Here is a 25,820-nt window from a genome sequence, read left to right on the forward strand (position 1 = left end):
CGTGCGGTTACAGCCCCTTGGTCCTGATGGTGATCGTGCTGCCCTCGGCGGCGTTCTGGCCCGCGGGGACCGACTGGGAGTCGACGGTGTTGCTGAAGGAGAGGAAGGGCTTGTCGACCTTGACCTTGAAGCCCAGGCCCTCCAGGGTCGCGCGGGCCGCGTCGGCCTCCTGGCCGGTGACGTCCGGGACCGGGATCTGGCGGGGGCCCTTGGACACGGTGAGGGTGACGGTGTCACCCGCGGCGGCCTGGCTTCCGGCGCCGATCGACTGGTTGGCGACCGTACCGGCGGGGGAGGGGGAGTTGACCTCCTCGGGGGCCGTCTCCACCTTGAGGCCGAGGCCCTCCAGGGTGGAACGGGCCTGGTCGAGGGAGATCCCCGTGACGCGCGGGACCGGCACCGCGCGGCCCTTGCTGACCACCATCGCGACCAGGGTGTCGAGGGACCGCTTCTGCCCGCCGCCCGGGTTCGTGCTGATCACCGAGCCCTGCGCGACGTCCTGGCTGAAGGCCTGCGTGACGGTTCCCGGCGTCAGCCCGGCCGAGGTCAGCTCGGCCTTCGCGGCCTCCAGGGGCTTGCCCTTGAGGTCGGGAACCACGACGACCTCGGGCCCGCGCGAGATGGTGAGCGTCACGGCGCCGTTGCCGCGGATGCGCTTGCCGCCGGCGGGGTCGGTGTTCATCACGGTGCCCTTGTCGAAGGCCGCGCTGAACTTCCGGTCGACCCGCTTCACCCCGAGCCCGGACGCCGACAGCTGGGACTTGGCCTCCGCCTCGGTCTTGCCGAGCAGGTTGGGGACCTCTCTGAACTGTCCGGAGCTGATGTACCAGACCCCCGTACCGAGGCCGAGGAAGAGCAGGACCCCGATCACGACGAGCAGCGGTCCGGGGCGCCGGATCCGCGCGGCGGCCGACGCCGACGCCGACGCCGGGGGCAGCGGCGGGGCCGCGAGCCGGGAGGTGTGGGACATGGGCTCGGCGTGCGAGGCGTGCGTGACGTGTGCGGAGTGCGAGGCGTGCGAGGAGTGCGAGGCGTGTGCGGCCGGGGTGGTCACCGGGCGGGGGATCACGCTGGTGCGGTCCTCGGCGGCGGTCCGCTCCGCGGCCCGCGCCTGCGGCGGGACGGCGTCCAGCTCGGAGTCGGCGAGCTGGACGCGGGCCTCTATGGCCAGCCCGAGGAGGGCGGCCGCGTCGTAGGGGCGCAGATCGGGGTTGCGCGCGGTGGCCTGGGCGACGAGCTCGTCGAGCGCGGCGGGCAGCCCGGGGACGGCGGCCGACGGCGGCGGGACGTCCTCGTTGAGGTGCTGGAAGATCACCTGCGCGGGATTGGAGCCGGTGTGCGGCTTGGAGCCGGTGAGCATCTCGTAGAACACGACCCCGCAGGCGTAGACGTCCACGCGGGTGTCGGTGACGCCGTTCTCGATCTGCTCGGGGGCGAGGTAGGAGACGGTGCCGAGGACGGACCCGGTGGTGTTGGTCACGGAGTCCACGGACCGCACCAGCCCGAAGTCGGCCACCTTGACCCGGCCGTCGTCCCCGATCAGTACGTTCTCGGGCTTCATGTCCCGGTGCACGAAACCGGCGCGGTGCGCGGCGCCGAGGGCGGCGAGCACGGGTTCGAGGATGTCGAGGGCCGCGCGGGGCTGGAGCGCGCCGCGCTCCCGGAGCACGTCGCGCAGGGTGCAGCCGGACACGTACTCCATGGCGAGGTACGTGTACGGGCCGTGCGTGCCCTGGTCGAAGACGGCCACGACGTTGGGGTGCGCCAGGCGGGCCACGGACTTCGCCTCACGGATGAACCGGTCGACGAAGCCGGGGTCGGCGGCGAGGGCCGGGTGCATCACCTTCAGCGCGAGGACCCGGTCCAGCCGGGTGTCGACGGCCCGGTAGACCGTGGCCATGCCGCCGGCCGCGATACGGGCGTCCACGCGGTAGCGGCCGTCGAGCGTCTGCCCGACGAGGGGGTCATCCAGGGTCGTGTCCACCCGCCGATTCTACGAGTGCCGCCCGCGCCCCCGTCCCGGGTGGTGGGGGGTTGCAGCTCAGCTGTGACGTGGGCGGGGCCCTCGCCCCGCCCGGGGCCCGCCCGAGGGGGCCGAGGGCTGTGCGCGCAGGGCCTCGTAGCGTCTCCTCAGAACGCCGGGCGTTCCGGGTCCAGGGTGGCTCGGCCTTCCACCGGGGAGGAGGCTTCCGCGAAGCGGCGTTGGGGGATGCGGCCCGCGCGGTGGGCCAGGCGGCCCGCCGATACCGCGTCCCGCATGGCCGCGGCCATCAGGACGGGGAGCTGCGCCCGGGTCACCGCCGAGGCGAGCATGACCGCCGCGCAGCCCAGTTCCATGGCCAGGGCCACGTCCGAGGCCGTTCCGGCTCCCGCGTCCAGGATGACCGGGACCCCGGCCCGTTCGGTGATCAGCTCGAAGTTGTGCGGGTTGCGGATGCCCATGCCGGAGCCGATCGGGGACCCGAGCGGCATGATCGCCGCGCAGCCCACGTCCTCCAGTTTGCGGGCGAGGACCGGGTCGTCGTTCGTGTACGGGAGGACCGTGAAGCCCTCGTCGACCAGGATCTCGGCGGCGTCGAGCAGTTCTACGCCGTCCGGCAGGAGGGTGCGTTCGTCCGCGACGACCTCCAGTTTGATCCAGTCCGTGCCGAGGGCCTCCCGGGCCAGCCGGGCCGTCAGTACGGCCTCGCCCGCCGTGAAGCAGCCCGCGGTGTTGGGGAGGACCGCGATGCCCAGGCGGTTCAGGACGGACAGGACCGAGCCCTGGACCGTCGGGTCGAGGCGCCGCATCGCGACCGTGGTGAGTTCGGTGCCGGACGCGACCAGCGCCCGTTCCAGGATGTCCAGGCTCGGGGCCCCGCCGGTGCCCATGATCAGGCGCGAGGAGAAGGTCCGGCCGGCGAGGGTGAATGCGTCGTCGGAGGTGTCCGCCATGGTGTTCAGCCCCCCTGGACCGCGGTGAGGACCTCGACGCGGTCGCCGTCGGTCACGGAGGTGTACGGCCACTGGCCGCGCGGCACCACGGTCTCGTTGAGGGCGGCCGCGACCCCCTTGGTGGCCTCGGTGAGGGTGGCGATCACGGTGGCGAGCATGGTCCCGTCCGCGATCTCGCGCGGCTCGCCGTTGACGGAAATGGTCATGCGAACGACTCCTGTCGCGTGAGGGGGGACGTGGCGGGGAACGTGGCGGTGGAGGTGAGGGCGAAGCGGCGTGGGGTGAAGGGGCGGGCGATCTCCGGGAGTTCGCCGGTGGTCAGCAGGTCCGCCATCACGTCTCCGGTCAGCGGGGTCAGCAGGACGCCGTTGCGGTAGTGCCCGGTGGCCAGGTGCAGCCCCGGAAGTTCGGTCGGGCCGAGGAGGGGGGCGTTGTCCGGTGAACCGGGCCGCAGTCCGGCCCGGGTCTCGACCAGGGGGAGTTCGGTGATCCCGGGGACCAGTTCGTGGGCGTCGCGCAGGAGTTCGTAGACCCCGCCCGCGGTGACCGTCGTGTCCCAGCCGAGTTCCTCGCTGGTGGCGCCGAGGACGAGTTCGCCGTTCTCGCGGGGGACGAGGTAGACGTGGCTGCCGCGCACCACGGCCCGTACGGTCCGCGACAGGAACGGGGCGTACGAGGGCGGCACCGCGAGGCGCAGGACCTGGCCCTTGACCGGCCGTACGGGGGCCACGGCCTCGGGCGGTACGCCGTCCAGCCGGCCGCTGAGGGAGCCCGCGGCCAGTACCACCTGGTCGGCGCGCAGCTCCGTACCGTCCGCGTCGTCGAGGACCGCGCCGCAGGCCCGGTCGGCTGCGGTCAGCAGCCGGGCCGCTCCGGCGCGGTGCAGGGCGACGCCGGCCCGTTCGCAGGCGGCCAGCAGGGCGGCCGCGAGGCGGCGGGGATCGACCTGGTGGTCGCCGTCCACGCGCAGGCCGCCGCGGACGCCCGGAGCCAGCATCGGCTCCAGTCGGCGGCACTCGCGGCCGGTCAGCCACTCGGACTCCAGGCCGCAGCGGCGCTGGAGGGCGTGCAGCTCGCGCAGGTGCAGCCGGTCGTCGGCGTCGAGGGCGACGGCGAGGGTGCCGCAGGCGCGGTAGCCGATGTCCATGCCGCCGCTGGCTTCGGCGAGCTCGGCGGCGAACTCGGGGTAGCGGGCGGCGGAGGCGAGGTTGAGCCCGAGCAGGGTCTCCTCGCCGTAGTGCAGCTCGGTGACGGCGGCCAGCATGCCGGCCGCGACCTGGGCGGCGCCGCCGCCGGGGGCCGGATCGGCCAGCGCGGTGCGCAGCCCGCGCCGGGCCGCCCGCCAGGCGGTGACCAGGCCGATGATGCCGCCCCCGATGACGAGGACGTCGTAGCCGGGACTCCGGCCGTTCCTGGATGAATGCATGGGCGTCCAGCCCCTCCCTTCGCCGGCATGACCCGGATCAGGTTCGTACGGTCGGAGGCCGGCCAGCCTCCCTCTCAGCCCGGTACGCCCGGACTCCCGCGATAGGTTCCGTGCCAGAGTAACGGTGAGGCCGACGGCCGGTAAGGCTGCCTCCCCGGAGGCGGTGTCGTGCCGGTGCCGTGCTGGTGCCGTGCCGGTGTCCGCCCGGATCCCGGCAGGTCGCCATCCCGCTATTCCTGACGGACCGTCAGTTGATTAGGCTGGGCCGCGTGAGCGAGCAGACGCAACAGCAGACGCAGCAGGCGGAAGACACTCGGCGCGGCGTGGTGATCGTCGGCGCCGGGATGGCCGGGGTCCAGACCGCGGTCGCCCTCCGGGAACAGGGCTGGACCGGCCCCGTCATCCTGCTGGGAGCCGAACCCCACCAGCCCTACGACCGGCCCCCGCTGTCCAAGGCGGTGCTCCTCGGCAAGGCGGAGGACTCGGCCTTCGACGTCGACTTCGAGGAGCTCGGCATCGAGCTCCGCCTGGGGGTCGAGGTCACCGGGCTGCGGGCCGCCGACCGGGAGGTGGACACCGAGGCGGGCCCGGTCCCGTACGAGGTCCTCGTGCTGGCGACCGGCGCCCTCCCGCTGACCCTGCCCGGCGCAGAGGGCGTCCCGGGGGTGCATCTGCTGCGCACCCTGGACGACGCGGCCCGGCTGCGGCCCGTCCTGGCGGCCGGCACCGCGGTGGTGGTGGTCGGGGCCGGGTGGATCGGCGCGGAGTTCGCCACCGCCGCCCGTGAGGCGGGCTGCGCGGTGACGGTGGTCGAGGCGGCCGACCGGGTACTGGCGGGCGCGCTGCCCGCCGAGGTCGCCGAGCCGATGGGGCGCTGGTACGCCCAGGCGGGCGCCGAGCTGCTGACCGGCGCGCGGGTGGCCTCCGTGGAGCCGGGCCGGGTCCTGCTGGCCGATGGGCGGGCGCTGCCGGCCGGGGCGGTGGTGGTGGGCATCGGCGCCCGCCCGGCCACCGGATGGCTGGCGGGATCCGGCGTGGAGCTCGGCGCGGACGGGGCGGTGGTCGCCGACGAGTGGCTGCGCAGCTCGGTGCCCGGGGTGTACGCGGTGGGGGACTGCGCCTCGTTCCCGTCGGGGCGCTACGGGTCGCGGCTGCTGGTCCACCACTGGGACAACGCGCTCCAGGGGCCCCGGGTGGTCGCGGCGGACATCCTGGCCGGGGGCTCCGGGGAGCAGGTCTACGACCCGGTTCCGTACTTCTGGTCGGAGCAGTTCGGCCGCTTCGTGCAGTACGCGGGACACCACGGCTCGGCGGACGCGATGGTCTGGCGCGGTGACCCGGCGGACGACACCTGGTCGGTGTGCTGGCTGCGGGAGGGCCGGCTGGCCGCGGTCCTCGCGGTGGGCCGGCCGCGCGATCTGGCGCAGGGGCGCCGGCTCGTCGAGTCGGGCGTCCTGGTCGACCCGGCGAAGGTCGCGGACCCGGGGACCGCGCTGAAGTCGGCCCTCCTGGCCTGACCGCCGGCCCGGCCCCGGGCGGAGTCGGGTCCGGCCCCGCCGGGGCCACCAGCCAGGGCGGGGCGCGGCCGGGGCCGGGCCCCGATCCCGGCCCTGCGGGCGAAGTCCCCTCCCCACCCTTCGCCCGTTCCCCGGGCTCCGCCCGGACCCGTGCCGGGCTTTGCCCCGGAGCCTCGGGCTTCGCCCTGGGCCCGCTCCCCGGGCTCCGCGCTGGACCCGTACCCCCGGGCTGTGGTCCAGGACCCCGGACCCGGCCTCGGCCCGGGGGGTCGGCTCGGGCCGAGGCCGAGGCCGAGGCCGGGGCCGGGGGCCCGGGGGCCGGTTTCCGGCCCGCGCGGGGACCCGTAGCCCGCCCAGTTTCCGGCCCCGGCCACGGGGCCCCCGCCCCGGACGGGGTCGCTCGGGTACCGGCGGGCAGTCCGAGATGGCAGGCTTGTGCTCGTGACCGAGATTGACGCAAAGATCGATGCCCTTGTTCCCGCCTGGCTGTACCTCCCCGACATCGCGGAGATGCTCGACATCGAAGTGACCAAGGTTCGCCAGCTGGTCAAGGAAGGGCAGCTGCTCGCGGTGCGCCGCGGCGAGAACCGCTCCCTCCAGGTCCCCGCGGCCTTCCTCGACGGGGACAAGATCGTCAAGGGGCTGGTCGGTCTGCTGACCGTGCTCCGTGACGACCGTTTCACCGACGCGGAGATCCTGGAGTGGCTCTTCACCGCCGACGAGACCCTGCCCGGCACCCCCGTGCAGGCACTGAGCGAGAATCGCGGCACGGAGGTGAAGCGCCGCGCTCAGGCGCTCGCCCTCTGACCTGAATCCGCCGTGCGCGCGGTGTGCGGGCCCCGTCCGGGTCCCGCACACCGCGTACGTACGTCCGGACGTCCGCATGACACACCACCCCGGGGGTACCCATGTCCGCCATCGCCGCCCAGCTGTCCGATGCCCGGCTCTACCTGTGCACGGACGCCCGCAAGCGGCAGGGCGACCTCCCCGAGTTCCTGGACGCCGTCCTCGCCGGTGGCGTGGACATCGTCCAGCTCCGCGACAAGGGCATGGAGGCCGGCGAGGAGCTGGAGCACCTCCAGGTCTTCGCCGAAGCGGCCCGCCGCCACGGCAAGCTGTTCGCCGTCAACGATCGGGCCGACGTCGCGCACGCCATCGGCTCGGACGTGCTGCACCTCGGCCAGGGCGACATCCCGGTGCCCGCCGCCCGCGCCATCCTGGGCCGGGAGATTCTGATCGGCCGCTCCTGCCACTCCGAGGCGGAGGTCGACGCGGCCGCCGCCGAGCCCGGCGTGGACTACTTCTGCACCGGCCCCTGCTGGCCCACCCCCACCAAGCCCGGCCGGTTCGCCCCCGGCCTCGGCCTCGTCCGGCACGCGGCCTCCCTCGCCCAGGACCGGCCCTGGTTCGCCATCGGCGGGATCGACGCCGGGAACCTGGACGAGGTCCTGGACGCCGGCGCCTCCCGCGTCGTGGTCGTACGGGCCCTCACGGAGGCCTCCGACCCCGGCGCCGCCGCCGCCGACCTCGCCAAGCGGGTCCGCGCCCGGCTCGGCTAGCAGTCCCCCCTAGGGCAGCGGCCGGCGGCGGCCGGCAGCGGCAGCCCCCCGTCCGGCCCCGGCCGCCCGCACTCGCGCCGCCCCGCCGTCTCATTTCCGCGTCCAATCCGTGGACAACGCTTCGATGGACACCGGACCGCGTCTAACCTCCCCGTATGGCCCTTGGTACCTCTTCCACCTGGTCGGACCGTGCACACACGGTCCGCGACCTCATCGCGTCCGGGCGCTCGTACTCCTTCGAGTTCTGGGCCCCCAAGACGGAGAAGGGCGAGCGCAACCTCTGGAACGCGCTCCGCCGGGTCGAGGCGGTGGCCCCGAGCTTCGTCTCCGTCACCTACGGGGCCGGCGGCTCCACCCGGGGCGGCACCGTCCGGGCCACCGAGCAGATCGCCGCGGACACCACGCTGACCCCGGTCGCGCACCTCACCGCCGTGGACCACTCGATCGCCGAGCTGCGCAACGTCATCGGACAGTTCGCCGACGCGGGCATCCGGAACATGCTCGTCGTGCGCGGAGACCCGCCGGGCAACCCGATGGGCGAGTGGGTGCCGCACCCCGAGGGCGTGCACTACGCGGCGGACCTGGTCCGGCTGGTCAAGGAGTCCGGCGACTTCTGCGTCGGCGTCGCGGCCTTCCCCGAGATGCACCCGCGCTCCTCGGACTGGGACACGGACATCCGGCACTTCGTGGACAAGTGCCGCGCGGGCGCCGACTATGCGATCACACAGATGTTCTTCGATCCGGAGCACTACCTCCGGATGCGCGACAGCGTCGAGAAGGCGGGCTGCGAGACCCCGATCATCCCCGAGGTCATGCCTGTTGTGAACATCAAGCAGTTCGACCGGCTCCCGCAACTCACCAACGCAATCTTCCCCGCGGCCGTGAAAGAGCGCATGCTCGCGGTCAAGGACGACGCGGCCGCTGTACGCTCCATTGGCATCGAGTTCGCCACGGAGTTCTGCGCGCGGCTGCTGTCCGAGGGTGTCCCGGGGCTGCACTTCATCACGCTGAACAATTCCACGGCGACGCTGGAGATCTACGAGAACTTGGGCCTGCACCAGCGGGCCTGATCGGCCGGCCCCGTCCCCGCGCGGGCGGCCGTACCGAGAGGTGCCCCGCATGGGAATGACGGTCCTCTACATCGCGTTCGGTTTCGTCGCGCTGTGGCTGCTTGCCGAGGTCCTGATGCAGTACAAGGCCCGGCTGCGCTGGCGCCTGCTCGCGTTCGCCGGGTTCGTCGGCGTGGTCGCCGGTGTCGTGCTGCCCTCGGTGCTCGTCATCGGGGCCGGCGCCGTCGCGTTCGCGATCGGCCAGACGCTGGTGACCCTCTCCTTCCGCAAGGGCTTCGTGTCCGGCTGGGCGCTGCGCCGGGGCAGGGCACCCGAGCCCGAGCTCCCGCAGAGCCGGCGCCGGCGGTCCGGGGGCGCACCGCGCCCGGAGCCGGCCCTCGAGGTCACGGCCCTGGAGTACGGGCCCGACCCGGCCGGGGACGAGGACTACGCCGAGGAAGCGGACGAGGACTCCGGCGCGTTCAGCGGGGGCGCCGTGCGCGAACAGGTCCAGGGGTTCTACCCCGCGCAGCCGGCCGCCGGCGCGGCCGGTCCGTACGGGGCCCCCGGCGAGAGCGCCGCCTTCGCCTCCCCGTTCACCGGGTTCGCCCCGGCCGCCGAGCAGGACGCCCACCAGTACGCGGCGTACTACGACCCGCAGAGCCAGGGCGGCTACGACTACACCACCGGCTATCCGGCCCCGGGCGAGCAGCAGGTCTACGCCGCCTACTCGGATCCGTACATCGGCACCGGCGGAGCCGTCGCCCCGCAGCAGCCGTACGGCTACCCGGACCCGTACGGCGGCTACGCCCCGGACCCGTACGCGGCCGGGCAGCAGGAGCAGTACTCCATGGACACCCCGCCCGGCGGGGTCTGGGTCCCGCAGCAGCGCGACGTGAACCAGCCCTACCCGGCGGAGGAGCCGCAGCAGCAGCCGTACCCGTATCCGTACCAGGGCACGGGCGAGTACGAGCAGTACCGCTACTAGCCGCCGGGTCCCCGGCCGCCCGCCGGGCCGCCTAGCGGGAGCCGCGGAAGTCCGCGCCCTCCACGATCAGCCCGGCCACCAGGGCCCCCGTCATCCCGGCGTGCGCCAGTCCGCCGCCCGGGTGCGCCCAGCCGCCCGCCAGGTACAGCCCGGGCACCGCGGTGGTGTTCGCCGGGCGCAGCAGCCGGCCCCCGGCCCCGGCCAGCGCGGGCGCGGGCACCCGGCCGCCCGCCGCACCCGTGGCCGCCTCGACGTCGGCCGGGGTGCGCAGCTCGTGCCACAGCAGCCGTCCGCGCAGTCCGGGGACGGCCCGCTCGGCCGCGGTCAGCAGGTCCTCGGCGGACGGAGCGGGCGCCGACCCCCCGGTCAGCACCGCGTGCACGGTGACCGCCTCGTGCTCCGCGTCCGGCCGGGTGGCGGGGTCGTCGGGCCGCAGCACGGTGACCGGGCCCACCAGCGTGCGGTGCGCGGCGTCGGCGTCCCGGGCCCCGCGCAGCGCGGCGAACAGGGTGTACCAGCGGGCGGGTTCCGCCGTCCGGGTGGACGCGGAGTCCGGGGCGAGCGGGATCCGCAGCCCGCCGGGGTCGGCGGCGCACACCACGTGGTCGGCCGCGACCTCGGTGCCGTCGGCCGTCACCAGCCCGGCCGCCCGGCCCTCCCGTACGAGGACCTCCCGCACCTCGGCGCCGAACTCGAAGGCGACCTTCCGCTCCAGGCACCGCTCGTACACGGCGGTGGCCAGCTCGCGGACCCCGCCGCGCACGTACCAGCTGCCGAAGGTCTGCTCCATGTAGGGAAGCACCGCCGCCGAGGCGGGCGCGGTCGCGGGATCGACCCCGTACGCCCGGACGCGCGCGGTGAGCAGCTCGTCGAAGCCGCCGCCGCCGAGCTCGCGGGCGGCGACCTCGGCCAGGGTCGGCGGCCGGCGGCGCAGCAGTCCGCTCCCGCGCAGCGCGGGGTACGGGTCGCGGCCCAGGGCGGACGGGTCCTGCTTCAGCGGCTCCTCCAGGAGCGGCCGGCGGGTGGCGTCCCAGGCGTCCCGGGCACGACCCAGGACCGCGCTCCAGCGGTCCCCGGAGCCGGGTCCGAAGGCCGCGTCGACGGCGGCGGCGGCGCCGCCGTGCGAGCCGCCGGGGAAGGTGAGCGTACGGCCGTCCGGGAGGACGTAGCGGACGGCGGGGTCGATCTGGACCAGCTCCGCGCACTCCTCCAGGGGGCGCTTGCCGGTCTTGACGAACAGATCGCGGTAGACGGCGGGCAGGTGCACCAGCCCGGGGCCGGTGTCGAAGACGAAGCCGTCGCGGGCGTACCGGCCGACGGCTCCGCCGTAGGTCGCCCCGCGCTCGTACACCGTCACCTGATGTCCGGCCACGGCCAGCCGTGCCGCCGTAGCCATCGCGCCCATCCCGGCGCCGATCACCGCAATTCGTGCCATGCGGCTGAGCCTATCGAGCGACGCGCGCGACCTCGTCGGCGAGCCTCTTCTCCTCGCGGCGCTGGGCGCGGCGGCGCAGGTAGCGGCGGATCTTGGCCCAGAGGTAGATCAGCAGGGCGAGTCCGATGATCAGCAGGACGGCGCAGATGATCGCGGCGGCCTCCGGATTGAACATCGCGAAGGTGACGATGCCGCCCACCCCGAGATCCTCGGCGGTGCTCATCGCGACGTTGCTGAAGGGTTCGGGCGAGGTGTTGATCGCCATGCGGGTGCCGGCTTTGACGAAATGGCTGGCCAGGGCGGTGGTGCCGCCGACCGCTCCGGCGGTGATGTCGGAGAGGGAGCCGCTCTGTCCGGCCAGGAGTGCGCCGACCACCGCTCCGGACAGCGGGCGGATCACGGTGTGCACGGTGTCCCAGAGGGAGTCCACGTACGGGATCTTGTCGGCGACGGCCTCGCAGAGGAAGAGGACGGCCGCGACGATGAGCACGTCGGTGCGTTGCAGGGACGCGGGGACCTCGTCGGTCAGGCCGGTCCGGCCGAAGATGCCGAGCAGGAGGACCACGGCGTACGCGTTGATCCCACTGGCCCAGCCGCTGGTGAAGACCAGGGGGAGCACACTCATCTGATCATCATGTCCCAGAAGCCGTGATCCGGCGCGGAATCGGGGGACGAGCGGATTCAGGAGATGGGCGGCGCGGCAGAGCGGTGAGGGGACGGCCGCCTTCCGGCGGCCGTCCCCTCACCCGAGTCTGTCAGTGGGGCTACTGCCCCTGTTCGTCACGGCGGCGCTGCCACCGTTCCTCGATGCGGCCCATCATCGACCGACGCTGCCGGTTCTGCCCTTGGGGCGAACCGCCTGCACTGCCGGAGGCGGGTTGCTCACCAGGCTTGGGTGCCTTGCGCCAACCGGTGACCACGAGCACCGTACAGCCCAGCATGACGAGGAATCCCACCACGCTGATCCACAGTACGTTCGGCACGATCACACCGGTCATGAGGAGCGCGATACCCACCACGATGCCTGCGACTGCCTGGTAGACCCGTCGCCGGGTGTACGTGCGCAGTCCGCTTCCCTCAAGCGCTGTAGCGAATTTGGGATCTTCGGCGTACAGCGCTCGCTCCATCTGCTCGAGCATTCGCTGCTCGTGCTCCGAGAGCGGCACGGGAGTCCTCCTCATCCGTCGGTCGCGGGGGGTAGCGACCAGGGGTCCCCTTCAGGATAGGCGGGGAATCGCCCCCGTGATACCCGCCCTCTACGCCACGTTCTAAAAAAACACTGCCCGTAAAAAGTACCGCTTGGGGAATGCTCAGCGCCGTCTTGAACGGCTCACTGAGGGCGTTATTCCCCAGAGGTCCGCTCGTCATGCCGGGCGCTGACCCCGATCATACGGGTCACGACGCCGGTTCGGAGGGTGAGTGGCGCACCGCGTGCCCCGAAGCTCCGCAGATCAGGCGGGCTTCTCGCCGAGGACGTGCAGCTGCGTGGCGACCGCGTGGAACGCCGGGAGCTCGGCCGCGGCCTCCTCCAGCCGCAGCAGGGCCTCGACAGCGCCCGGCTCGGTGTCGACCAGGACGCCCGGGACGAGGTCGGCGAAGATCCGGACCCCGTGCACCGCGCCCACGGTCAGACCCGCCTCGGAGACCAGCGCGGAAAGCTGCTCGGCGGTGAAGCGGCGCGGAACCGGATCGCCCGCGCCCCAGCGGCCGGCCGGGTCGGTCAGGGCCGTACGGGCCTCCGTGAAGTGCCCGGCCAGGGCGCGGGCCAGGACGGCCCCGCCGAGTCCGGCGCCGAGCAGGCTGAGGATGCCGCCGGGGCGCAGGGCGGCCACCGCGTTGGCGACGCCCTCGGCCGGGTCGTCCACGTACTCCAGCACGCCGTGGCAGATCACCACGTCGTAGGAATCGCGCTCGACGACATCGAGCAGACCCTGGGCGTCGCCCTGCACCCCGCGGACCAGATCGGCCACGCCGGCCTCGGCGACGCGTCGCTCCAGACCGAACAGCGCGTTGGGGCTGGGGTCCACCACGGTGACCCGGTGGCCGAGGTGGGCCACCGGCACGGCGAACTTGCCCGTACCGCCACCCGTGTCCAGCACGTCCAGCACGTCCCGCCCGGTCGCCTTCACCCGGCGGTCGAGCGCCTCCTTGAGGACCTCCCACACCACGGCGGTGCGGAGGGAGGCGCGGGGGCGGGAAGTGTCCGACACGGCTGATGGCTCCTCGGCGCGTTGGTGAGTGGTCGCTGCCCACCCTATGGCCTCGCGCTGCCGGGCAGGTCATCCCACGTCCGGACGCCCCGTACGCGGTGGCGGCAGGGGCTGCGCCGGGCCGGCCGGCGCCGGCGGGTGGAGCGAGAGCATCCGCTCCACCAGGCGCAGGAACATCGCGACGGCACGCACCAGATCGTCCGCGTCCCGGCCGGTGGCCGCTCCCGCTATGCCGGCCTCCGCCCGCGCCCGGCGGGCCGCGCCGGAGGCGAAGAGCGCGCTCCACTCGGCCAGTTCGGGTGCTATCTCCGGGAGCACCTCCCACGCGCTGCGGATCCGCGGCCTGCGCCGGGGGTGCACCGGTTCGGGCCGCCCGCGCGCGGCGAGCACGGCCGCGGCGGCGCGCAGCGCGGCGAGATGGGCGGTGGCGTACCGCTCGTTGGGCCGGGTCAGCAAGGCGGCTTCGGCCAGGCCCTCGTGGGCCTTGGTGAGCAGGTCGAGGGCGGCGGGTGGAGCCGCCGACTTCCGGGGGACGGGGTGGACAGGGGACGGGGACGGTGTGGCCATGACGAACCTCCTGTCATCGCGTGCGCATCGCGCTGCCTGGTCGAGCTCCTACGGGTCGAGCTGTTCTTGCGTGTCCCCATCGTGACGGCCCCCACTGACAATCGCGCTGACCTGCGGTTTCGTCCCCGAATCCGGGATCGCGTCCGGGCAACTGCCGCCCCGTGCGCCGCGGATGCCGCCGGGGATGCTAGTTTTTGAACTGACCGGTCAGTTCAAAAGAAGTTCAAAAGAAGGGGGACGGCGTGGACAGCCCGCACGGCGCGGCCGTCAAAGCCGAGGACTTCGGAGTGAAGGGCCCGCGCGGCTGGGTCTTCCGGGGGATCGGGATCGACGCGGCGCCCGGCTCGCTCATCGCGGTCGAAGGCCCCTCCGGGAGCGGCCGGACCTGCCTGCTGCTGGCCCTCACCGGCCGGATGAAGGCCACCGAGGGCCACGCCGAGATCGGCCGCCACCGGCTGCCGAAGAAGATGGCCGCGGTCCGCCGCATCGCCGCCCTCGGCCCGGTGCCCGGGGTCAACGACCTCGACCAGGCCCTCACCGTCGCCGAGCAACTGCGCGAGGGCGCCCTGCTCCAGCGCCGCTACGACGGCCCCGTCCGCGCCCTGCTCCGCCCGCGCGCCGAGCGCCGCACCTCCACGGCGGCCCGGATCGACGCCGCGCTGGCCGCCGCCGGACTCGACCTCGGGAGCCTGCCGAAGGGTCCGCGCACCTCCGTACGGGACCTGGAACGGCTGGAATCCGTACGGCTGTCGGTGGCCATCGCGCTGCTCGGCGCGCCCCGCCTGCTCGCCCTGGACGACCTGGACCTCAAGCTCTCGGACGCCGAACGCGCCGAAGCCTGGGATCTGCTGCGCTCCCTCGCCGCCCGCGGGACCACGGTCCTCGCGGTGTGCAGCGAGGCCCCGTCCGACGTGACGGTCGTGCGCACGGTCGCGGTGGCGGCCGCGGCCACCACCGACCCGGCCGCCACACCGGCCGCGGGATCCGCCCTGGTGCCCCGGCCCACGGACTCCAAGGTCAGCTGGGGCGCCCAGGCCGTCACCCCGCACGACTCCGACGACTCCCACGGCACCGACGGCACCGACGGCACCGACGGCACCGACGGCACCGACGGCACCGACGGCACCGACGGCACCGACGGCACCGACGGCACCGACGAGACCACGAGCCCGGGCGAGGCCACCGGCTCCGACGAGGCCACCGGCTCCGACAAGACCACCGACTCCGACGGCCCCGGCATCCCGGCCGCCGCCCAGGACGACCCGCACGACACGAAGGGGGACGACGATGCGCTCGCCGAAGCTCGCCGCGCTTGAGCTGAAGCGGTTCGGGCGGGGGAAGCTGCCCCGGGCCGCCCTCGTCGCGCTGCTCCTGCTGCCGCTCCTCTACGGAGCCCTGTACCTGTGGTCCTTCTGGGACCCCTACAGCCGCCTCGACAAGGTGCCGGTCGCCCTCGTCAACTCCGACAGCGGCGCCACCGTCGACGGGAAGCGGATCGACGCCGGCGACGAGATCACCCGCAAGCTGCGCGACAGCAAGACCTTCGACTGGCGCGAGGTGAGCGCCGAGGAGGCGGCCGAGGGGCTGGAGAACGGCACGTACTACCTCTCCCTCACCATGCCCGCCGACTTCAGCTCGAAGATCGCCTCCAGCTCCGGTGAGGACCCCGCCACCGGAGCGCTCCAGGTCCGCACCAACGACGCGAACAACTACATCGTCGGCTCGATCTCGCGCACCGTCTTCTCCGAGGTCCGCTCGGCGGCGTCCACCAACGCCTCCCGCGGTTTCCTCGACAAGATCTTCGTCAACTTCTCCGACCTCCACGACAAGACCGCCCAGGCCGCCGACGGAGCCGACAAGCTCACGGACGGTGCGGGCAAGGCACAGAAGGGCGCCAAGGACCTCGCCGACGGCCTGGACACGGCGAAGCAGAAGAACGGCGAGCTCACCGGCGGACTGAAGAAGCTGAACGAGGCCGCCGGACAGCTGGAAACGGGTGCGAAGGGCGTAGCGGCCGGCACCCAGACGCTCGCCGACAAGGTCGGCGGCGTCGCCGACAAGGCCCGCCCCTTCCTCAAGGACCCCAAGAGCCTCGCGGACAGCGCCGAACTCGTCGCCGACACCGCCAAGGTCGTCGACAACCACCTCGAAGCCTTCGCCAAGGCGGCCCCGGCCGCCGCGACCGTCACCCAGCGCGTCTCCACCGGCGCCGCCGACGTCTACGCGAAGACCTGCACCACCGGCGCCAAGCCGCTCCCCGAGACCTGCCCGCAGCTGAAGCGGCTCAAGGACGACGCGGCCGAGGCCGCCGAACTCGCCGGTGACGTGGACACCCTGCTGGGGAACTCGAAGGGGGACCTCGCCACCCTCCACAAGCAGCTCGCGGACCTGGAGCGCGAAGCCCGCCTCCTCGTCACGAAGGCCCCCGGCCTCTCCGCGGACCTGGACGCCGCGGTCACCCAGGTGAACGCCCTCAACGACGGCGCCCACAAGGTCTCCGACGGCATGGTCAAGCTGCACACCGGCATCGGCTCGGCCACCGAGGGCTCCGGCGCGCTCGGCGCGGGCGTCGGCAAGCTCGGCGCCGGCGCGCACGACCTCGACGGCGGCCTGGTCAAGCTCGTCGACGGCAACGGCGACCTCGCCGGCGGCCTGCACGACGGCGCGGGCAAGATCCCGGCCTACGACCAGCAGCAGCGCGACGCCCGCACCGAGGTCATGGCCGACCCGGTCCGCCTCGCCAACCAGTCCCTGCACAAGGCGCCCAACTACGGCACCGGCTTCGCCCCGTACTTCATCCCGCTCTCCCTCTGGGTCGGCGCGATGGTCGCCTACATGCTGATCGCGCCGCTGAACCGGCGCGCGCTCGCCACCGGAGCCTCGCCCTGGCGGATCGCCCTCGCGGGCTGGCTGCCCGTGGTGGGGATCGGCGCCGCGCAGGTGGGCGCACTGATGTCCGTACTGCACTGGGGACTCGGCCTGCAGATGGCCCGGCCGGCGCTCACCATCGGCTTCCTGGTCCTGGTCACCGCCTGCTTCGCCGCGATCGTCCAGTGGCTCAACGCCAAGTTCGGCGCCGCCGGGCGGATCCTGGTCCTGGCCGTCCTGATGCTCCAGCTCACCTCCGCGGGCGGCACCTATCCCGTCCAGACCAGCCCCGGCTTCTTCAATGCCATCCACCCCTACCTGCCGATGTCCTACGTGGTCGAGAGCCTGCGCCGGCTCATCACCGGCGGCGACCTCGCCCCGGTCTGGCAGGGCTGCCTGGTCCTCACCGCCTTCACGGCGGGAGCCCTCGCCCTCACCGCCCTCGCCGCCCGCGGCAAGCAGGTGTGGACGATGGACCGGCTGCGCCCGGAACTGAGCCTGTAGCCCGGACGGACAGGTTGACCTGTGAGAATCAGCGCCATGGAAAGCAGCAGCACCGGTACGGCCGGGGGCGGCGGCCGCCGCGCGGCCACACGGCAGAAGCTCTACGAAGCGGCCGTCACCCTCATAGCGGAGCAGGGCTTCTCCGCGACGACGGTCGAGGAGATCGCCGAGCGGGCGGGCGTGGCGAAGGGCACCGTCTACTACAACTTCGCCAGCAAGAACGACCTCTTCGAGGAGCTGCTGCGGCACGGGGTCGGGCTCCTGACCGAGTCCCTGCGCACGGCGGCGGAATCCACCGAGGCCAGGGGCGGGACCCGGGTCGAGGCGCTCGACGAGATGATCCGGGCCGGACTGGTCTTCATCGACCGCTACCCGGCCTTCACCCAGCTCTACGTCGCCGAGCTGTGGCGCACCAACCGGACCTGGCAGTCCACGCTGATGGTCGTCCGGCGGGAGGCCGTCGCCGTCGTGGAGACGGTGCTGCGCGAGGGCGTGGAACGGGGCGAGCTCAGCGCGGAGATCGACGTGCCGCTGACGGCCGCGGCGATGGTGGGGATGGTGCTGGTGGCGGCGCTGGACTGGCAGTCCTTCCAGAGCGAGCGGTCGCTGGACGACGTGCACTCGGCGCTGTCGCTGCTGCTGCGGGGCCGGGTCAGCGGGAACCGCTGACGCGTGCCCGGTGGCGGGTGACCCCCGATCGGCGGTGCCGCGGGGGCGGCGGGGCCGCGTAGAACTGGTGGGGCGGGTGAGTATCCGTACCTAGGCGCGGAAATGAGTACCTGCGCGGATGGGGTGCGGGGTGTCGCCGCGCCAGACTGGGGGCGACGGACAGGGACCCGGCGCGCACCGCCGACACGGGGCGGCAGGTGCGGACCGGGTCTCTCTGGCCGACGGAGGCCGGGGCTCGGGGGGATCGAGCCCCGGCCTCAGCCGTATCCCCGTCCCGGGTGCGAGCCCGTACCCGCCTACGGGCGTTCCGCCGCGCGGGGCGAAGTCCCCTCCCCGCCCTTCCACCGTTCCCCGGGGCTGTGCCCCGGACCCCCTGGGGCTCCGCCCCAGACCCCGGCGTCTGAGGCGCGGGTCCGGGCAGCGCCCGGGGAACGGTGGAAGGGCGGGTCGGGGACAGCCCCGCAGGGCACCGCCCCCCCACACCGCGTCAGCCGCGGCCGCGCAGCGGGATTCGGGTCCGGGCCCGGGCGGCGGTGTCGGCCAAGCGGCCGGTCAGCGAAGCCCAGCGGGCCGAGGCGGCCCAGCCGACCCGCGCCGCCGAACGCGGGAAGAGCACCGCGCGCAGCCGGGACCGGCGGGACACCCCGGCGAGGAGCCCGGCGCGGGCCAGCAGGACGTCCTCGGCCAGCTCCCGGTAAGGGGGCTCCCCGCCCGGCGGTGCGTACAGTTCCCGCTCCACCGCGCCCGCGACCCGGCGTACGGCATCGGCCGCCGGGGCGTCCAGCCGGCCCAGGGACACCACCCGGTCCGCCGCCCCCCGCGGGGACAGCGCCTCGTCCGGGAGGATCCCGACGTCCCACGCGGCGTCGCCCAGCTCCCGCCAGGCGGCCAGGACCCGCCCCGAGCCGAGCCGCCGCGCCCGCAGCCGCCCGCGCCACAGGAACGGCAGCAGCGGCAGGGCCAGCAGCAGGATGCCCGCGGCCGTCCAGGCCAGGACCGTGGCCGCGGAGGGGCCGTCGCCGCCCGCGCCCGTGTTCCGCTGCCCCGCGGCCGGCCCGCACTCGCCCAGCTTCTTCTGGTCCGGCGGGCAGTCGTCCGCCGTCGAGGGCCCGGCGGACGGCTGCGCCGCACTCGCGGACGGGGCCGCCGTCGGCGCGCTCGGCTGGGTCTGCGGGGCGGCGGGCCGGCTGTAGTCCGGCACCGTGATGCCCGACCGGGGCGTCGGCTCGAAGCGGGTCCAGCCCACGCCCTCGAAGTACAGCTCGGGCCAGGCGTGCGCGTCCCGCATCGAGACGTTGACGACGCCGTCGGCCTGCTTCACCCCGGGCGTGAACCCGACCGCGACCCGGGCCGGGATCCCGAGGGTGCGCGCCATGGAGGCCATCGAGAAGGCGAAGTGGACGCAGAAGCCCTCCTTGTCGGCGAGGAACTTGGCGATGGCCTGCGAACCCGTACCGGAGGAGACCTTCGTGTCGTAGCGGAACCCGCCGCTCACCGCGAAGTAGTCCTGGAGCCTGACCGCCGCCGAGTAGTCGTCCTTGGTGCCGCGGGTGACCTCGCGGGCGGTCTGGGCGACGACCGCCGGCAGGTTGTCCGGCACCTTCGTGTACTCGGCCGCGATCTCGGGATTCGCCCCCGGCGCGCGGCGCAGCTGCTCCGCCGTCGGGTTCAGCAGCAGGCTCCGCACCGAGTACTGCACGCCCTGGGCGTTCTGGAACTTGTCCTTGCCCAGCTGGTCGCCGACGAGCGTGCGCCCGGCCGGCTCGAACCGCCACTTCCCGGCGATGTCCACGCCCGTCGCGGGATAGGGCATCGGCAGGTAGCGCTGGGCGTACGTCTGCGCCGAGGAGATGAAGGTCTGCACCTCGGTCGCGCCGTTCAGCACGCTGTCGCTCACCCCGGGCGGGTTCGGCATCCGCTTGGGGACGTCCGTCAGGGCCCGCCCCGAGGCCTCCCACTTGACGCCGTTGAACTCGTCCAGGGCCAGGATCCGCAGGTACTGCTCGCCGAGCTGCGGGCTGTCGGTGCGGTAGCGCAGCACGACCCGGTTGTCCTGGGTGTTCAGGCTGCTCTGCAGGGAGACCAGCGGGTTGACCGCCTGGATCGACGGGCCGAGGCCGTTGCCCTCGCCGTCGCCCACGCCGCCGCCCGTGCCCAGGAGTCCGCTGCCCATGGAGGGCAGCACCAGGGGCACCGCCAGCGCCAGCCCCAGCGCGACCGCGCCGATCCGCCGTCCGGTGCGCACCGGGGCGAGGGCCTGGCCGCCGCCCGCGTATCCGGCCGCCACCTTGCCGCGCGGAGCGGCGCCGAAGACCCGGCCCCACTGCGCGAGCCGGTCGCGGCCCTCGGCGAGCAGGAGCAGCAGGTAGCCGCAGCCCGCCAGCAGGAAGGCGGTCCAGGAGGCGCCGCCCGAGCCGGTGGCCGCGCCCGACAGGCCCGCCGCCACCGAGTACAGCGCGAGCAGCGGGAGCCCGGCCGCGGCGGCCGTGCGTACGGTCACCGCCAGCAGGTCCACCAGCAGCCCGATCAGGAGCACCCCGGACACCAGCAGCAGCCGGATCCCGTCCGTCAGCGGGGCCGGCATCGCGAACTCGTTCACGTCCTGCACGCCCTGGCGGAACAGCGCGCCGAAGTCCGTGACGAGGTAGTCCAGGAGCCCCTCGCCGGCGGCGGACGGCATCTTCCCGCCGAACACCAGCATCAGCGCCAGCAGCGATACGAGGACCTGCGAGGCCACGGTCAGCGTCCGGGCCAGCGGCACCCGCCGCGCGCCCGCGCCCACCGCGCTCTGCAGCGCCAGCAGCAGCGCCGCCTGCGGCAGCCAGCCGCCCGATTCCACCAGCGGGTTCAGCGACCAGGCGGTGAACAGGGTCGCCAGGGCCGCGAAGACCGTCAGTCTCGCCCGTCCGCTCATCCCCAGCCCCCCGCCGAACCCGAACCGCCCGCCGCGCCGATCGGCGCGTTGCCCGCCTGCCGCCACAGTTCCCCGAAGGCCACCCCGGGCGGGGCGGCCAGCGCCGTCCAGCCCGCGTCGCGCAGCCCGGCCAGGCGTTCGTCCAGCGGGGGCACTCCCCCCGACATCGCTGACATCACCGAAGCCAGGCCCTGGGGCCGCCCGGACCAGTCCGAGGAGTCCAGTACGAACGCCACGGCCCCTCCGCCGCCGCGCCGGCACATCTTGGCCGCCAGTCCCGTCTGTACGTCGTCCAGGTCTCCGAAGAAGGCGATGAGGAGCCCGTCGCCGCCCGCTCCGCCGAAGCCGCTGCCGGTGCCGTTGCTCCGTACCGCGTCGCAGGCCCGCGAGAGGCCCGCGCCGTCGGAGTGGCCGATCACCGCGAGGGTGTCCATCAGCAGCCCCGCCGCCTCCGCGGACTCCTGCCCGCCGGAGGTGAAGCCGCCGCCCTCGCGGGGCACGCAGTCCCCGGTGTCGGTCAGCAGGCGCACCGAGAAGCCCTGCTCCAGAAGGTGCACCAGGGTCGACGCGGCGGCGGAGACGGCCCACTCGAAGGCCGAGTCGGGGCCGGCGCCCTCGTAGGCGAGGCGCCGGGTGTCCAGCAGCACGGTGGCCCGGCTGCGCTGCGGCTGCTCCTCGCGGCGCACCATCAGCTCGCCGTAGCGGGCGGTGGAGCGCCAGTGCACGCGGCGCAGGTCGTCGCCGCGCCGGTAACCGCGCGGGATCACGTCGTCCTCGCCCGCCAGGGCCAGCGAGCGGCGGCTGCCGTCGCCGTAGCCGGAGGACTCGCCGGTGAAGCGCACCAGGGGCAGCGCCTCGGTGCGCGGGATGACGGTGAGGGTGTCGTAGGCGGAGAAGGAGCGGGTCAGCTCGACCAGCCCGAAGGGGTCGGTGAGCCGCAGCTGGAGCGGGCCCAGCGGGTAGCGGCCGCGCAGATCGGAGCGGACCCGGTACGAGACCTCGCGGCGGCCGCCCGGCTCCACCCGGTCCAGGACGAAGCGCGGCCGGGGCCCCAGCACGTACGGCACCCGGTCCTGGAGCATCAGCAGCCCGGTCGGCATCCGGGAGGTGTTGTCGAGCCGCAGCTGCACCCGGGCCTCGGAGCCGGCGGGCACCCGCACCGGGGTCAGCCGGCGATTGCCGGAGACGCGGTGGCGGGTGCGGTGCAGGGCCAGGACGCAGAGCAGCGGGAGCACGGAGAGCAGCAGTCCGACCCGGAGCAGCTCGGACTGGCCCAGTACGTACGCGCACAGCCCGGCGGCGATCCCGGCGGCCAGGAAGGAGCGGCCGCGGGTGGTCAGCCCGGCCAGCGAGGCGCGCAGCCCACCACCCTCCTGCGGACTCCGGCCGCCCGCGCCGTGCGGGGCGCCGGCGCTCATCAGAAGCCCCGGATGCCCGCGCCGGGCGGGATCTCGCCGCGCGAGGGCGCGGCCGGTACGGGGGTGCGCTGGAGGATGTCGGCGACGACCTGCTCGGCGGTGCGCCGGCTCAGCTGGGCCTGTGCGGTGGGCAGCAGCCGGTGCGCGAGCACCGGTCCGGCCAGGGCCTGGACGTCGTCGGGCAGGACGTAGTCCCGCCCGGACAGGGCGGCGGAGGCCTTCACGGCGCGCAGCAGGTGCAGGGTGGCGCGGGGAGAGGCGCCCAGGCGCAGGTCCGGGTGGCTGCGGGTGGCGGAGACCAGGTCGACGACGTAGCGCCGGACGGGCGCGGCCACGTACACCTCGCGGACGGCTTCGATGAGCTTGCCGATGTCGTGGGCGTGCGCGACGGCCGTCAGGTCGTCGAGCGGGGAGAGCCCGCCGTGCACGTCGAGCATCCGCAGTTCGGCCTCGGGGCTGGGGTAGCCCACCGAGACCCGGGCCATGAAGCGGTCGCGCTGGGCCTCGGGGAGGGGATAGGTGCCCTCCATCTCCACCGGGTTCTGGGTGGCGACGACCATGAAGGGGCTCGGCAGCGTGTAGGTGGTGCCGTCGATGGTGACCTGGCGCTCCTCCATCGACTCCAGCAGCGCGGACTGGGTCTTGGGGGAGGCGCGGTTGATCTCGTCGCCGATGACGATCTGCGCGAAGATCGCGCCCGGCTTGAACTCGAACTCCCGGCGCTGCTGGTCGTAGATGCTCACGCCGGTGATGTCCGAGGGCAGCAGGTCCGGGGTGAACTGGATCCGCTGGACCGAACAGTCGATGGACTTGGCGAGCGCCTTGGCCAGCATCGTCTTGCCGACGCCGGGTACATCCTCGATCAGCAGGTGGCCCTCGGCGAGCAGGACGGTCAGCGCGAGGCGGACCACTTCCGGCTTGCCCTCGATCACGCTCTCGATCGATTCCCGCACCTGCTGCGCCGTGCTGGTCAGATCCGCGAGGCTCGCTCGGTCGTCATACGTGGTCACCTGGTTCTCCTCGACCCTTTCCCAGGGCCGGCGCACCATCGCGCATGACCGGCCCACCCCGAAACACCTCAGAAATCAAGAGCAATCAAGAACGTCGTAACGCGGACACCGACCCGGAAACCTCTTCCGGGTGACGTCTCCCCGCATTCTTGACGGCCCTTGGCCCTGGTGTCACTCAAGAGGTGGGATCGATCTCCCGCAGGAGCCCGGTGTGCACGTCGAAGACGAAGCCTCGCACATCGTCCTTGTGGGGCAGGAAGGGGTTCGTACGGACCCGCTGCATGGACTGGCGGACGTCCTGGTCCACGTCACGGAAGGCCTCGACGGCCCAGGCGGGACGCTGGCCGACCTCGTCCTCCAGCTCGTGCCGGAAGTCCTCGGTCAGGCTTTCGAGACCACATCCGGTGTGGTGGATGAGTATCACCGTGCGGGTGCCGAGCGCCCGCTGGCTGATGGTGAGGGAGCGGATGGTGTCGTCGGTGACCACCCCGCCGGCATTGCGGATCGTGTGACAGTCGCCCAGCTCCAGGCCGAGGGCGGCGTGCAGGTCGAGGCGGGCGTCCATACAGGCCACTACGGCCACCTGGAGGACCGGACGGGCGTCCATGCCGGGGTCGGCGAACTTGGCGGCGTAGGCGCGGTTCGAGTCGACCAGGCGGTCGGTGACGGAGAGCTCCTCGGCGGCCTTGGGCGCGGAGGCGGCGGGCAGGGGTACGGAAGTCGTCATGGATACGACGTTAGTGGTCACAGGCCGTATGAGCATCGAGTGAGGGTGGACAAAGAAGGTCACCTGATCCTGTTGTGAGCTAACCCACAGGGGTGAGGCGCACGCGGCCGTCCGGGTGATTCGCGCCTTTTGCGGCTTCGATGGCACGGGGGCGCACGGCGCGCGGGGCGGTTCGTTGACCGCGGCGACCGTTGCACTAAAGTGACGCGAACCGGCCGGAGCCCGGCCCTGACCGGCCGCCCGGCCCTTTGGTAAGACTCCGCGTGCGCGGCGCGGCGTATGCCTGCCGCGCCGTTATCTGAGAGGGCGCTTTGACTAGCGAGTCCCGACACGTCCCGGTGATGCTCCAGCGGTGCCTGGACCTGTTGGCCCCGGCACTGGAGAGGCCCGGGGCCGTCGTCGTCGACTGCACCCTCGGCCTCGGCGGGCACAGCGAGGCCCTGCTCACCCGGTTCCCCGAGGCCCACCTGATCGGCCTGGACCGCGACAAGGAAGCCCTGCGCCTCTCCGGGGAGCGCCTCGCGCCCTTCGGGGACCGGGTCACCCTCGTCCACGCCATCTACGCCGACCTGGCCGAGGTGCTGGACGGACTGCGCATCCCCGCCGTGCAGGGCATCCTCTTCGACCTCGGCGTCTCCTCCATGCAGCTGGACGAGGCCGACCGCGGCTTCGCCTACGCGCAGGACGCCCCGCTCGACATGCGGATGGACCAGACGACGGGCATCAGCGCGGCCGAGGTCCTCAACACCTACGCGCCCGGCGAGCTGGTCCGCATCCTGCGCCAGTACGGCGAGGAGAAGCAGGCCAAGCGGATCGTGTCCGCGGTGGTGCGCGAGCGGGACAAGAACCCCTTCACCAACAGCGCGCGCCTCGTCGAACTGATCCGCGACTCCCTGCCGCAGGCGGCCAAGCGGACCGGCGGCAACCCGGCCAAGCGCACCTTCCAGGCCCTGCGCATCGAGGTCAACGGCGAGCTGTCCGGACTGGAGCGGGCGATCCCCGCCGCCGTGGACCGGATCGCGGTCGGCGGCCGGATCGTGGTGCTCTCGTACCAGTCGCTGGAGGACCGCCTCGTCAAGCAGGCCTTCGCCGCCGGCGCGACCTCGACGGCCCCGCCCGGGCTGCCGGTCGTACCGGAGAAGTACCAGCCGAAGCTGAAGCTCCTGACGCGCGGCGCCGAGCTGCCGACGGAGGAGGAGATCGCGGAGAACCGGCGTGCGGCGCCGGCCCGCTGCCGCGGGGTGGAGCGCATCCGGGAGGCGCGGCTGTGAAACGCCTGGGGCGGGTGCTGGGGGGCCCGGTCGCCGGACAGGCGGCGCGGACCCCGTTCGTCCTGCTGGTCGTGGCGCTGCTCGGCGGCGGGCTGATCAGCCTGCTGCTGCTGAATTCGGCGCTGAACCAGGGCTCCTTCCAGCTGAGCAAGCTGAAGCGGGAGACGACCGCGGTCACGGACGAGGAACAGGCGCTGCAGCGGGACGTGGACGGCTACTCGGCGCCCGACGCGTTGCAGCGGCGGGCGCACGAGCTGGGTCTGGTCCCGGGCGGCAGCCCGGTCTTCATCGGTCCCGACGGCAAGGTCGCCGGGACCGCCTCGCCGGCCGCCGAGCCGCCGCCCCCGTCGCCGCCGGCAGCGCCCGTGTCCGCCGCGCCGCCCGTTTCGGCGTCCCCCGGCGGGGCCGTGCCGAGCCCGGCGGGCTCCCCGGCTGCCGCCCCTTCCAGTCAGGCCCCCGCCGCCCCTGCCGCCCCGTCGGGCGGAGCGGCTCAGCCCTCCCAGACCCCTGGACGGTGACGTAGTGACGCGTACCCCTGCGGGGCTGGTCCCCTACCCGCCCTTCCACCGTTCCCAGGGCTCCGCCCTGACCCCTACCGCGTGCGGCGCCCTCGCCGGGGGCCAGCCCCCGGACCCCCGCTCCTCAAACGCCGGCGGGGCTGATTTTGACGGTCGGGGTCCGCGGGTCCAGGCCGGCATCGGCCAAGTCCAGCCCCTCCGGCGTTTGAGGAGCGGGGTCTGGGGTGGAGCCCCAG

General features: G+C 73.7%; 23 protein-coding genes and 1 riboswitch. Of the genes, 10 read left to right on the forward strand and 13 right to left on the reverse strand.

Features of this window, described 5'->3' with window-relative positions; translation table 11 throughout:
- Positions 1-7: 7 nt before the first annotated feature.
- The 4 genes from pknB to thiO form a co-directional block, all read right to left on the reverse strand.
- The gene (gene pknB, locus OG730_RS29935; RefSeq protein WP_327307145.1) at positions 8-1,984 is read right to left on the reverse strand and encodes a Stk1 family PASTA domain-containing Ser/Thr kinase; all 1,977 of its coding nucleotides are present in this window, start codon (positions 1,982-1,984) and stop codon (positions 8-10) included.
- A gap of 146 nt (positions 1,985-2,130) precedes the next feature.
- On the reverse strand, positions 2,131-2,934 hold the full coding sequence (locus OG730_RS29940; RefSeq protein WP_327307146.1) for a thiazole synthase: 804 nt from the start codon (positions 2,932-2,934) through the stop codon (positions 2,131-2,133).
- 5 nt (positions 2,935-2,939) lie between these two features.
- Positions 2,940-3,140 carry a sulfur carrier protein ThiS gene (thiS, locus tag OG730_RS29945; RefSeq protein WP_327307147.1) on the reverse strand — a complete coding sequence of 67 codons (201 nt, stop codon included), beginning with the start codon at positions 3,138-3,140 and terminating at the stop codon, positions 2,940-2,942.
- A complete protein-coding gene (gene thiO, locus OG730_RS29950; RefSeq protein WP_327307148.1) occupies positions 3,137-4,360 on the reverse strand; it encodes a glycine oxidase ThiO in 1,224 nt (407 codons plus the stop codon). The genes thiS and thiO overlap by 4 nt, the downstream gene beginning before the upstream one ends.
- Positions 4,358-4,470: riboswitch (TPP riboswitch) on the reverse strand. Its footprint overlaps the gene before it by 3 nt.
- 159 nt (positions 4,471-4,629) lie before the next feature.
- Here thiO and OG730_RS29955 point away from each other — a divergent pair.
- From OG730_RS29955 to OG730_RS29975, 5 genes are all read left to right on the forward strand, one after another.
- A complete protein-coding gene (locus OG730_RS29955) occupies positions 4,630-5,877 on the forward strand; it encodes an NAD(P)/FAD-dependent oxidoreductase (RefSeq protein ID WP_442815050.1) in 1,248 nt (415 codons plus the stop codon).
- Between the two features lie 441 nt (positions 5,878-6,318).
- Complete coding sequence (locus tag OG730_RS29960; protein ID WP_327307149.1) at positions 6,319-6,684, forward strand: Rv2175c family DNA-binding protein; 366 nt, start codon at positions 6,319-6,321, stop codon at positions 6,682-6,684.
- 101 nt (positions 6,685-6,785) lie between these two features.
- Complete coding sequence (thiE, locus tag OG730_RS29965; protein ID WP_327307150.1) at positions 6,786-7,436, forward strand: thiamine phosphate synthase; 651 nt, start codon at positions 6,786-6,788, stop codon at positions 7,434-7,436.
- A gap of 155 nt (positions 7,437-7,591) precedes the next feature.
- Positions 7,592-8,506: a methylenetetrahydrofolate reductase [NAD(P)H] gene (gene metF, locus OG730_RS29970; protein WP_327307151.1), complete on the forward strand. Its 915-nt coding sequence runs from the start codon at positions 7,592-7,594 to the stop codon at positions 8,504-8,506.
- A gap of 49 nt (positions 8,507-8,555) precedes the next feature.
- Positions 8,556-9,473, forward strand: coding sequence for a hypothetical protein (locus OG730_RS29975; RefSeq protein WP_327307152.1), 918 nt, complete (start codon positions 8,556-8,558; stop codon positions 9,471-9,473).
- Positions 9,474-9,504: 31 nt separating this feature from the next.
- Here OG730_RS29975 and OG730_RS29980 read toward each other — a convergent pair whose 3' ends face one another.
- The 5 genes from OG730_RS29980 to OG730_RS30000 all read right to left on the reverse strand — a co-directional run bounded on the left by OG730_RS29980 (position 9,505) and on the right by OG730_RS30000 (position 13,685).
- Complete coding sequence (locus OG730_RS29980) at positions 9,505-10,908, reverse strand: phytoene desaturase family protein (protein ID WP_327307153.1); 1,404 nt, start codon at positions 10,906-10,908, stop codon at positions 9,505-9,507.
- 10 nt (positions 10,909-10,918) lie between these two features.
- Positions 10,919-11,533, reverse strand: a complete 615-nt coding sequence (locus tag OG730_RS29985; RefSeq protein WP_327307154.1) for a DUF4126 domain-containing protein — start codon at positions 11,531-11,533, stop codon at positions 10,919-10,921.
- A 139-nt stretch (positions 11,534-11,672) separates the two neighbouring features.
- A complete protein-coding gene (locus OG730_RS29990) occupies positions 11,673-12,074 on the reverse strand; it encodes an SCO2097 family morphological protein (RefSeq protein ID WP_266877102.1) in 402 nt (133 codons plus the stop codon).
- Positions 12,075-12,359: 285 nt separating this feature from the next.
- Positions 12,360-13,118 (reverse strand): class I SAM-dependent methyltransferase, encoded by a 759-nt coding sequence (locus tag OG730_RS29995; protein ID WP_327307155.1) that lies wholly within the window; start codon positions 13,116-13,118, stop codon positions 12,360-12,362.
- 69 nt (positions 13,119-13,187) lie between these two features.
- Complete coding sequence (locus OG730_RS30000; RefSeq protein ID WP_327307156.1) at positions 13,188-13,685, reverse strand: SAV_6107 family HEPN domain-containing protein; 498 nt, start codon at positions 13,683-13,685, stop codon at positions 13,188-13,190.
- Positions 13,686-13,927: 242 nt separating this feature from the next.
- Between OG730_RS30000 and OG730_RS30005 the strand changes: the two genes are divergently transcribed.
- Genes OG730_RS30005 through OG730_RS30015 form a run of 3 tightly spaced genes read left to right on the forward strand, consistent with a single transcriptional unit; the run spans position 13,928 to position 17,726 of the window.
- Complete coding sequence (locus OG730_RS30005; protein WP_327307157.1) at positions 13,928-15,001, forward strand: ATP-binding cassette domain-containing protein; 1,074 nt, start codon at positions 13,928-13,930, stop codon at positions 14,999-15,001.
- Positions 14,973-17,057 (forward strand): YhgE/Pip family protein, encoded by a 2,085-nt coding sequence (locus OG730_RS30010; protein WP_327307158.1) that lies wholly within the window; start codon positions 14,973-14,975, stop codon positions 17,055-17,057. Before OG730_RS30005 ends, OG730_RS30010 begins: the two co-directional genes overlap by 29 nt.
- Before the next feature lie 21 nt (positions 17,058-17,078).
- The gene (locus OG730_RS30015) at positions 17,079-17,726 is read left to right on the forward strand and encodes a TetR/AcrR family transcriptional regulator (RefSeq protein ID WP_327307159.1); all 648 of its coding nucleotides are present in this window, start codon (positions 17,079-17,081) and stop codon (positions 17,724-17,726) included.
- Positions 17,727-18,213: 487 nt separating this feature from the next.
- On the opposite strand, the gene OG730_RS30020 is transcribed toward OG730_RS30015, so the two are convergent.
- The 4 genes from OG730_RS30020 to OG730_RS30035 all read right to left on the reverse strand — a co-directional run bounded on the left by OG730_RS30020 (position 18,214) and on the right by OG730_RS30035 (position 23,795).
- On the reverse strand, positions 18,214-20,640 hold the full coding sequence (locus OG730_RS30020; protein ID WP_327307160.1) for a transglutaminase TgpA family protein: 2,427 nt from the start codon (positions 20,638-20,640) through the stop codon (positions 18,214-18,216).
- Positions 20,637-22,058, reverse strand: coding sequence for a DUF58 domain-containing protein (locus OG730_RS30025; RefSeq protein WP_327307161.1), 1,422 nt, complete (start codon positions 22,056-22,058; stop codon positions 20,637-20,639). Before OG730_RS30025 ends, OG730_RS30020 begins: the two co-directional genes overlap by 4 nt.
- Positions 22,058-23,068: an AAA family ATPase gene (locus OG730_RS30030; RefSeq protein ID WP_327307163.1), complete on the reverse strand. Its 1,011-nt coding sequence runs from the start codon at positions 23,066-23,068 to the stop codon at positions 22,058-22,060. The genes OG730_RS30025 and OG730_RS30030 overlap by 1 nt, the downstream gene beginning before the upstream one ends.
- 175 nt (positions 23,069-23,243) lie before the next feature.
- Complete coding sequence (locus tag OG730_RS30035) at positions 23,244-23,795, reverse strand: beta-class carbonic anhydrase (RefSeq protein ID WP_327307164.1); 552 nt, start codon at positions 23,793-23,795, stop codon at positions 23,244-23,246.
- Between the two features lie 341 nt (positions 23,796-24,136).
- On the opposite strand from OG730_RS30035, the gene rsmH reads away from it, so the two are divergent.
- Together rsmH and OG730_RS30045 are read left to right on the forward strand one after the other, a co-directional pair.
- A complete protein-coding gene (gene rsmH / locus OG730_RS30040) occupies positions 24,137-25,066 on the forward strand; it encodes a 16S rRNA (cytosine(1402)-N(4))-methyltransferase RsmH (RefSeq protein WP_442815221.1) in 930 nt (309 codons plus the stop codon).
- Positions 25,063-25,584, forward strand: a complete 522-nt coding sequence (locus OG730_RS30045) for a cell division protein FtsL (protein WP_327307166.1) — start codon at positions 25,063-25,065, stop codon at positions 25,582-25,584. Before rsmH ends, OG730_RS30045 begins: the two co-directional genes overlap by 4 nt.
- Positions 25,585-25,820 lie beyond the last annotated feature (236 nt).

Source organism: Streptomyces sp. NBC_01298 (genome assembly GCF_035978755.1).
Taxonomy (GTDB): Bacteria; Actinomycetota; Actinomycetes; order Streptomycetales; family Streptomycetaceae; genus Streptomyces.

What these genes read in the sequence shown, in the direction of transcription:
- OG730_RS30025 (WP_327307161.1), bottom strand. Translation starts at nt 22,058, where the DNA reads ATGAGCGCCGGCGCCCCGCACGGCGCGGGCGGCCGGAGTCCGCAGGAG.
- metF (WP_327307151.1), top strand. Translation starts at nt 7,592, where the DNA reads ATGGCCCTTGGTACCTCTTCCACCTGGTCGGACCGTGCACACACGGTC.
- OG730_RS29985 (WP_327307154.1), bottom strand. Translation starts at nt 11,533, where the DNA reads ATGAGTGTGCTCCCCCTGGTCTTCACCAGCGGCTGGGCCAGTGGGATC.
- thiS (WP_327307147.1), bottom strand. Translation starts at nt 3,140, where the DNA reads ATGACCATTTCCGTCAACGGCGAGCCGCGCGAGATCGCGGACGGGACC.
- OG730_RS30000 (WP_327307156.1), bottom strand. Translation starts at nt 13,685, where the DNA reads ATGGCCACACCGTCCCCGTCCCCTGTCCACCCCGTCCCCCGGAAGTCG.
- OG730_RS29940 (WP_327307146.1), bottom strand. Translation starts at nt 2,934, where the DNA reads ATGGCGGACACCTCCGACGACGCATTCACCCTCGCCGGCCGGACCTTC.
- rsmH (WP_442815221.1), top strand. Translation starts at nt 24,137, where the DNA reads ATGCTCCAGCGGTGCCTGGACCTGTTGGCCCCGGCACTGGAGAGGCCC.
- thiE (WP_327307150.1), top strand. Translation starts at nt 6,786, where the DNA reads ATGTCCGCCATCGCCGCCCAGCTGTCCGATGCCCGGCTCTACCTGTGC.
- OG730_RS30035 (WP_327307164.1), bottom strand. Translation starts at nt 23,795, where the DNA reads ATGACGACTTCCGTACCCCTGCCCGCCGCCTCCGCGCCCAAGGCCGCC.
- OG730_RS29980 (WP_327307153.1), bottom strand. Translation starts at nt 10,908, where the DNA reads ATGGCACGAATTGCGGTGATCGGCGCCGGGATGGGCGCGATGGCTACG.
- OG730_RS29975 (WP_327307152.1), top strand. Translation starts at nt 8,556, where the DNA reads ATGGGAATGACGGTCCTCTACATCGCGTTCGGTTTCGTCGCGCTGTGG.
- thiO (WP_327307148.1), bottom strand. Translation starts at nt 4,360, where the DNA reads ATGCATTCATCCAGGAACGGCCGGAGTCCCGGCTACGACGTCCTCGTC.
- OG730_RS30010 (WP_327307158.1), top strand. Translation starts at nt 14,973, where the DNA reads ATGCGCTCGCCGAAGCTCGCCGCGCTTGAGCTGAAGCGGTTCGGGCGG.
- OG730_RS30020 (WP_327307160.1), bottom strand. Translation starts at nt 20,640, where the DNA reads ATGAGCGGACGGGCGAGACTGACGGTCTTCGCGGCCCTGGCGACCCTG.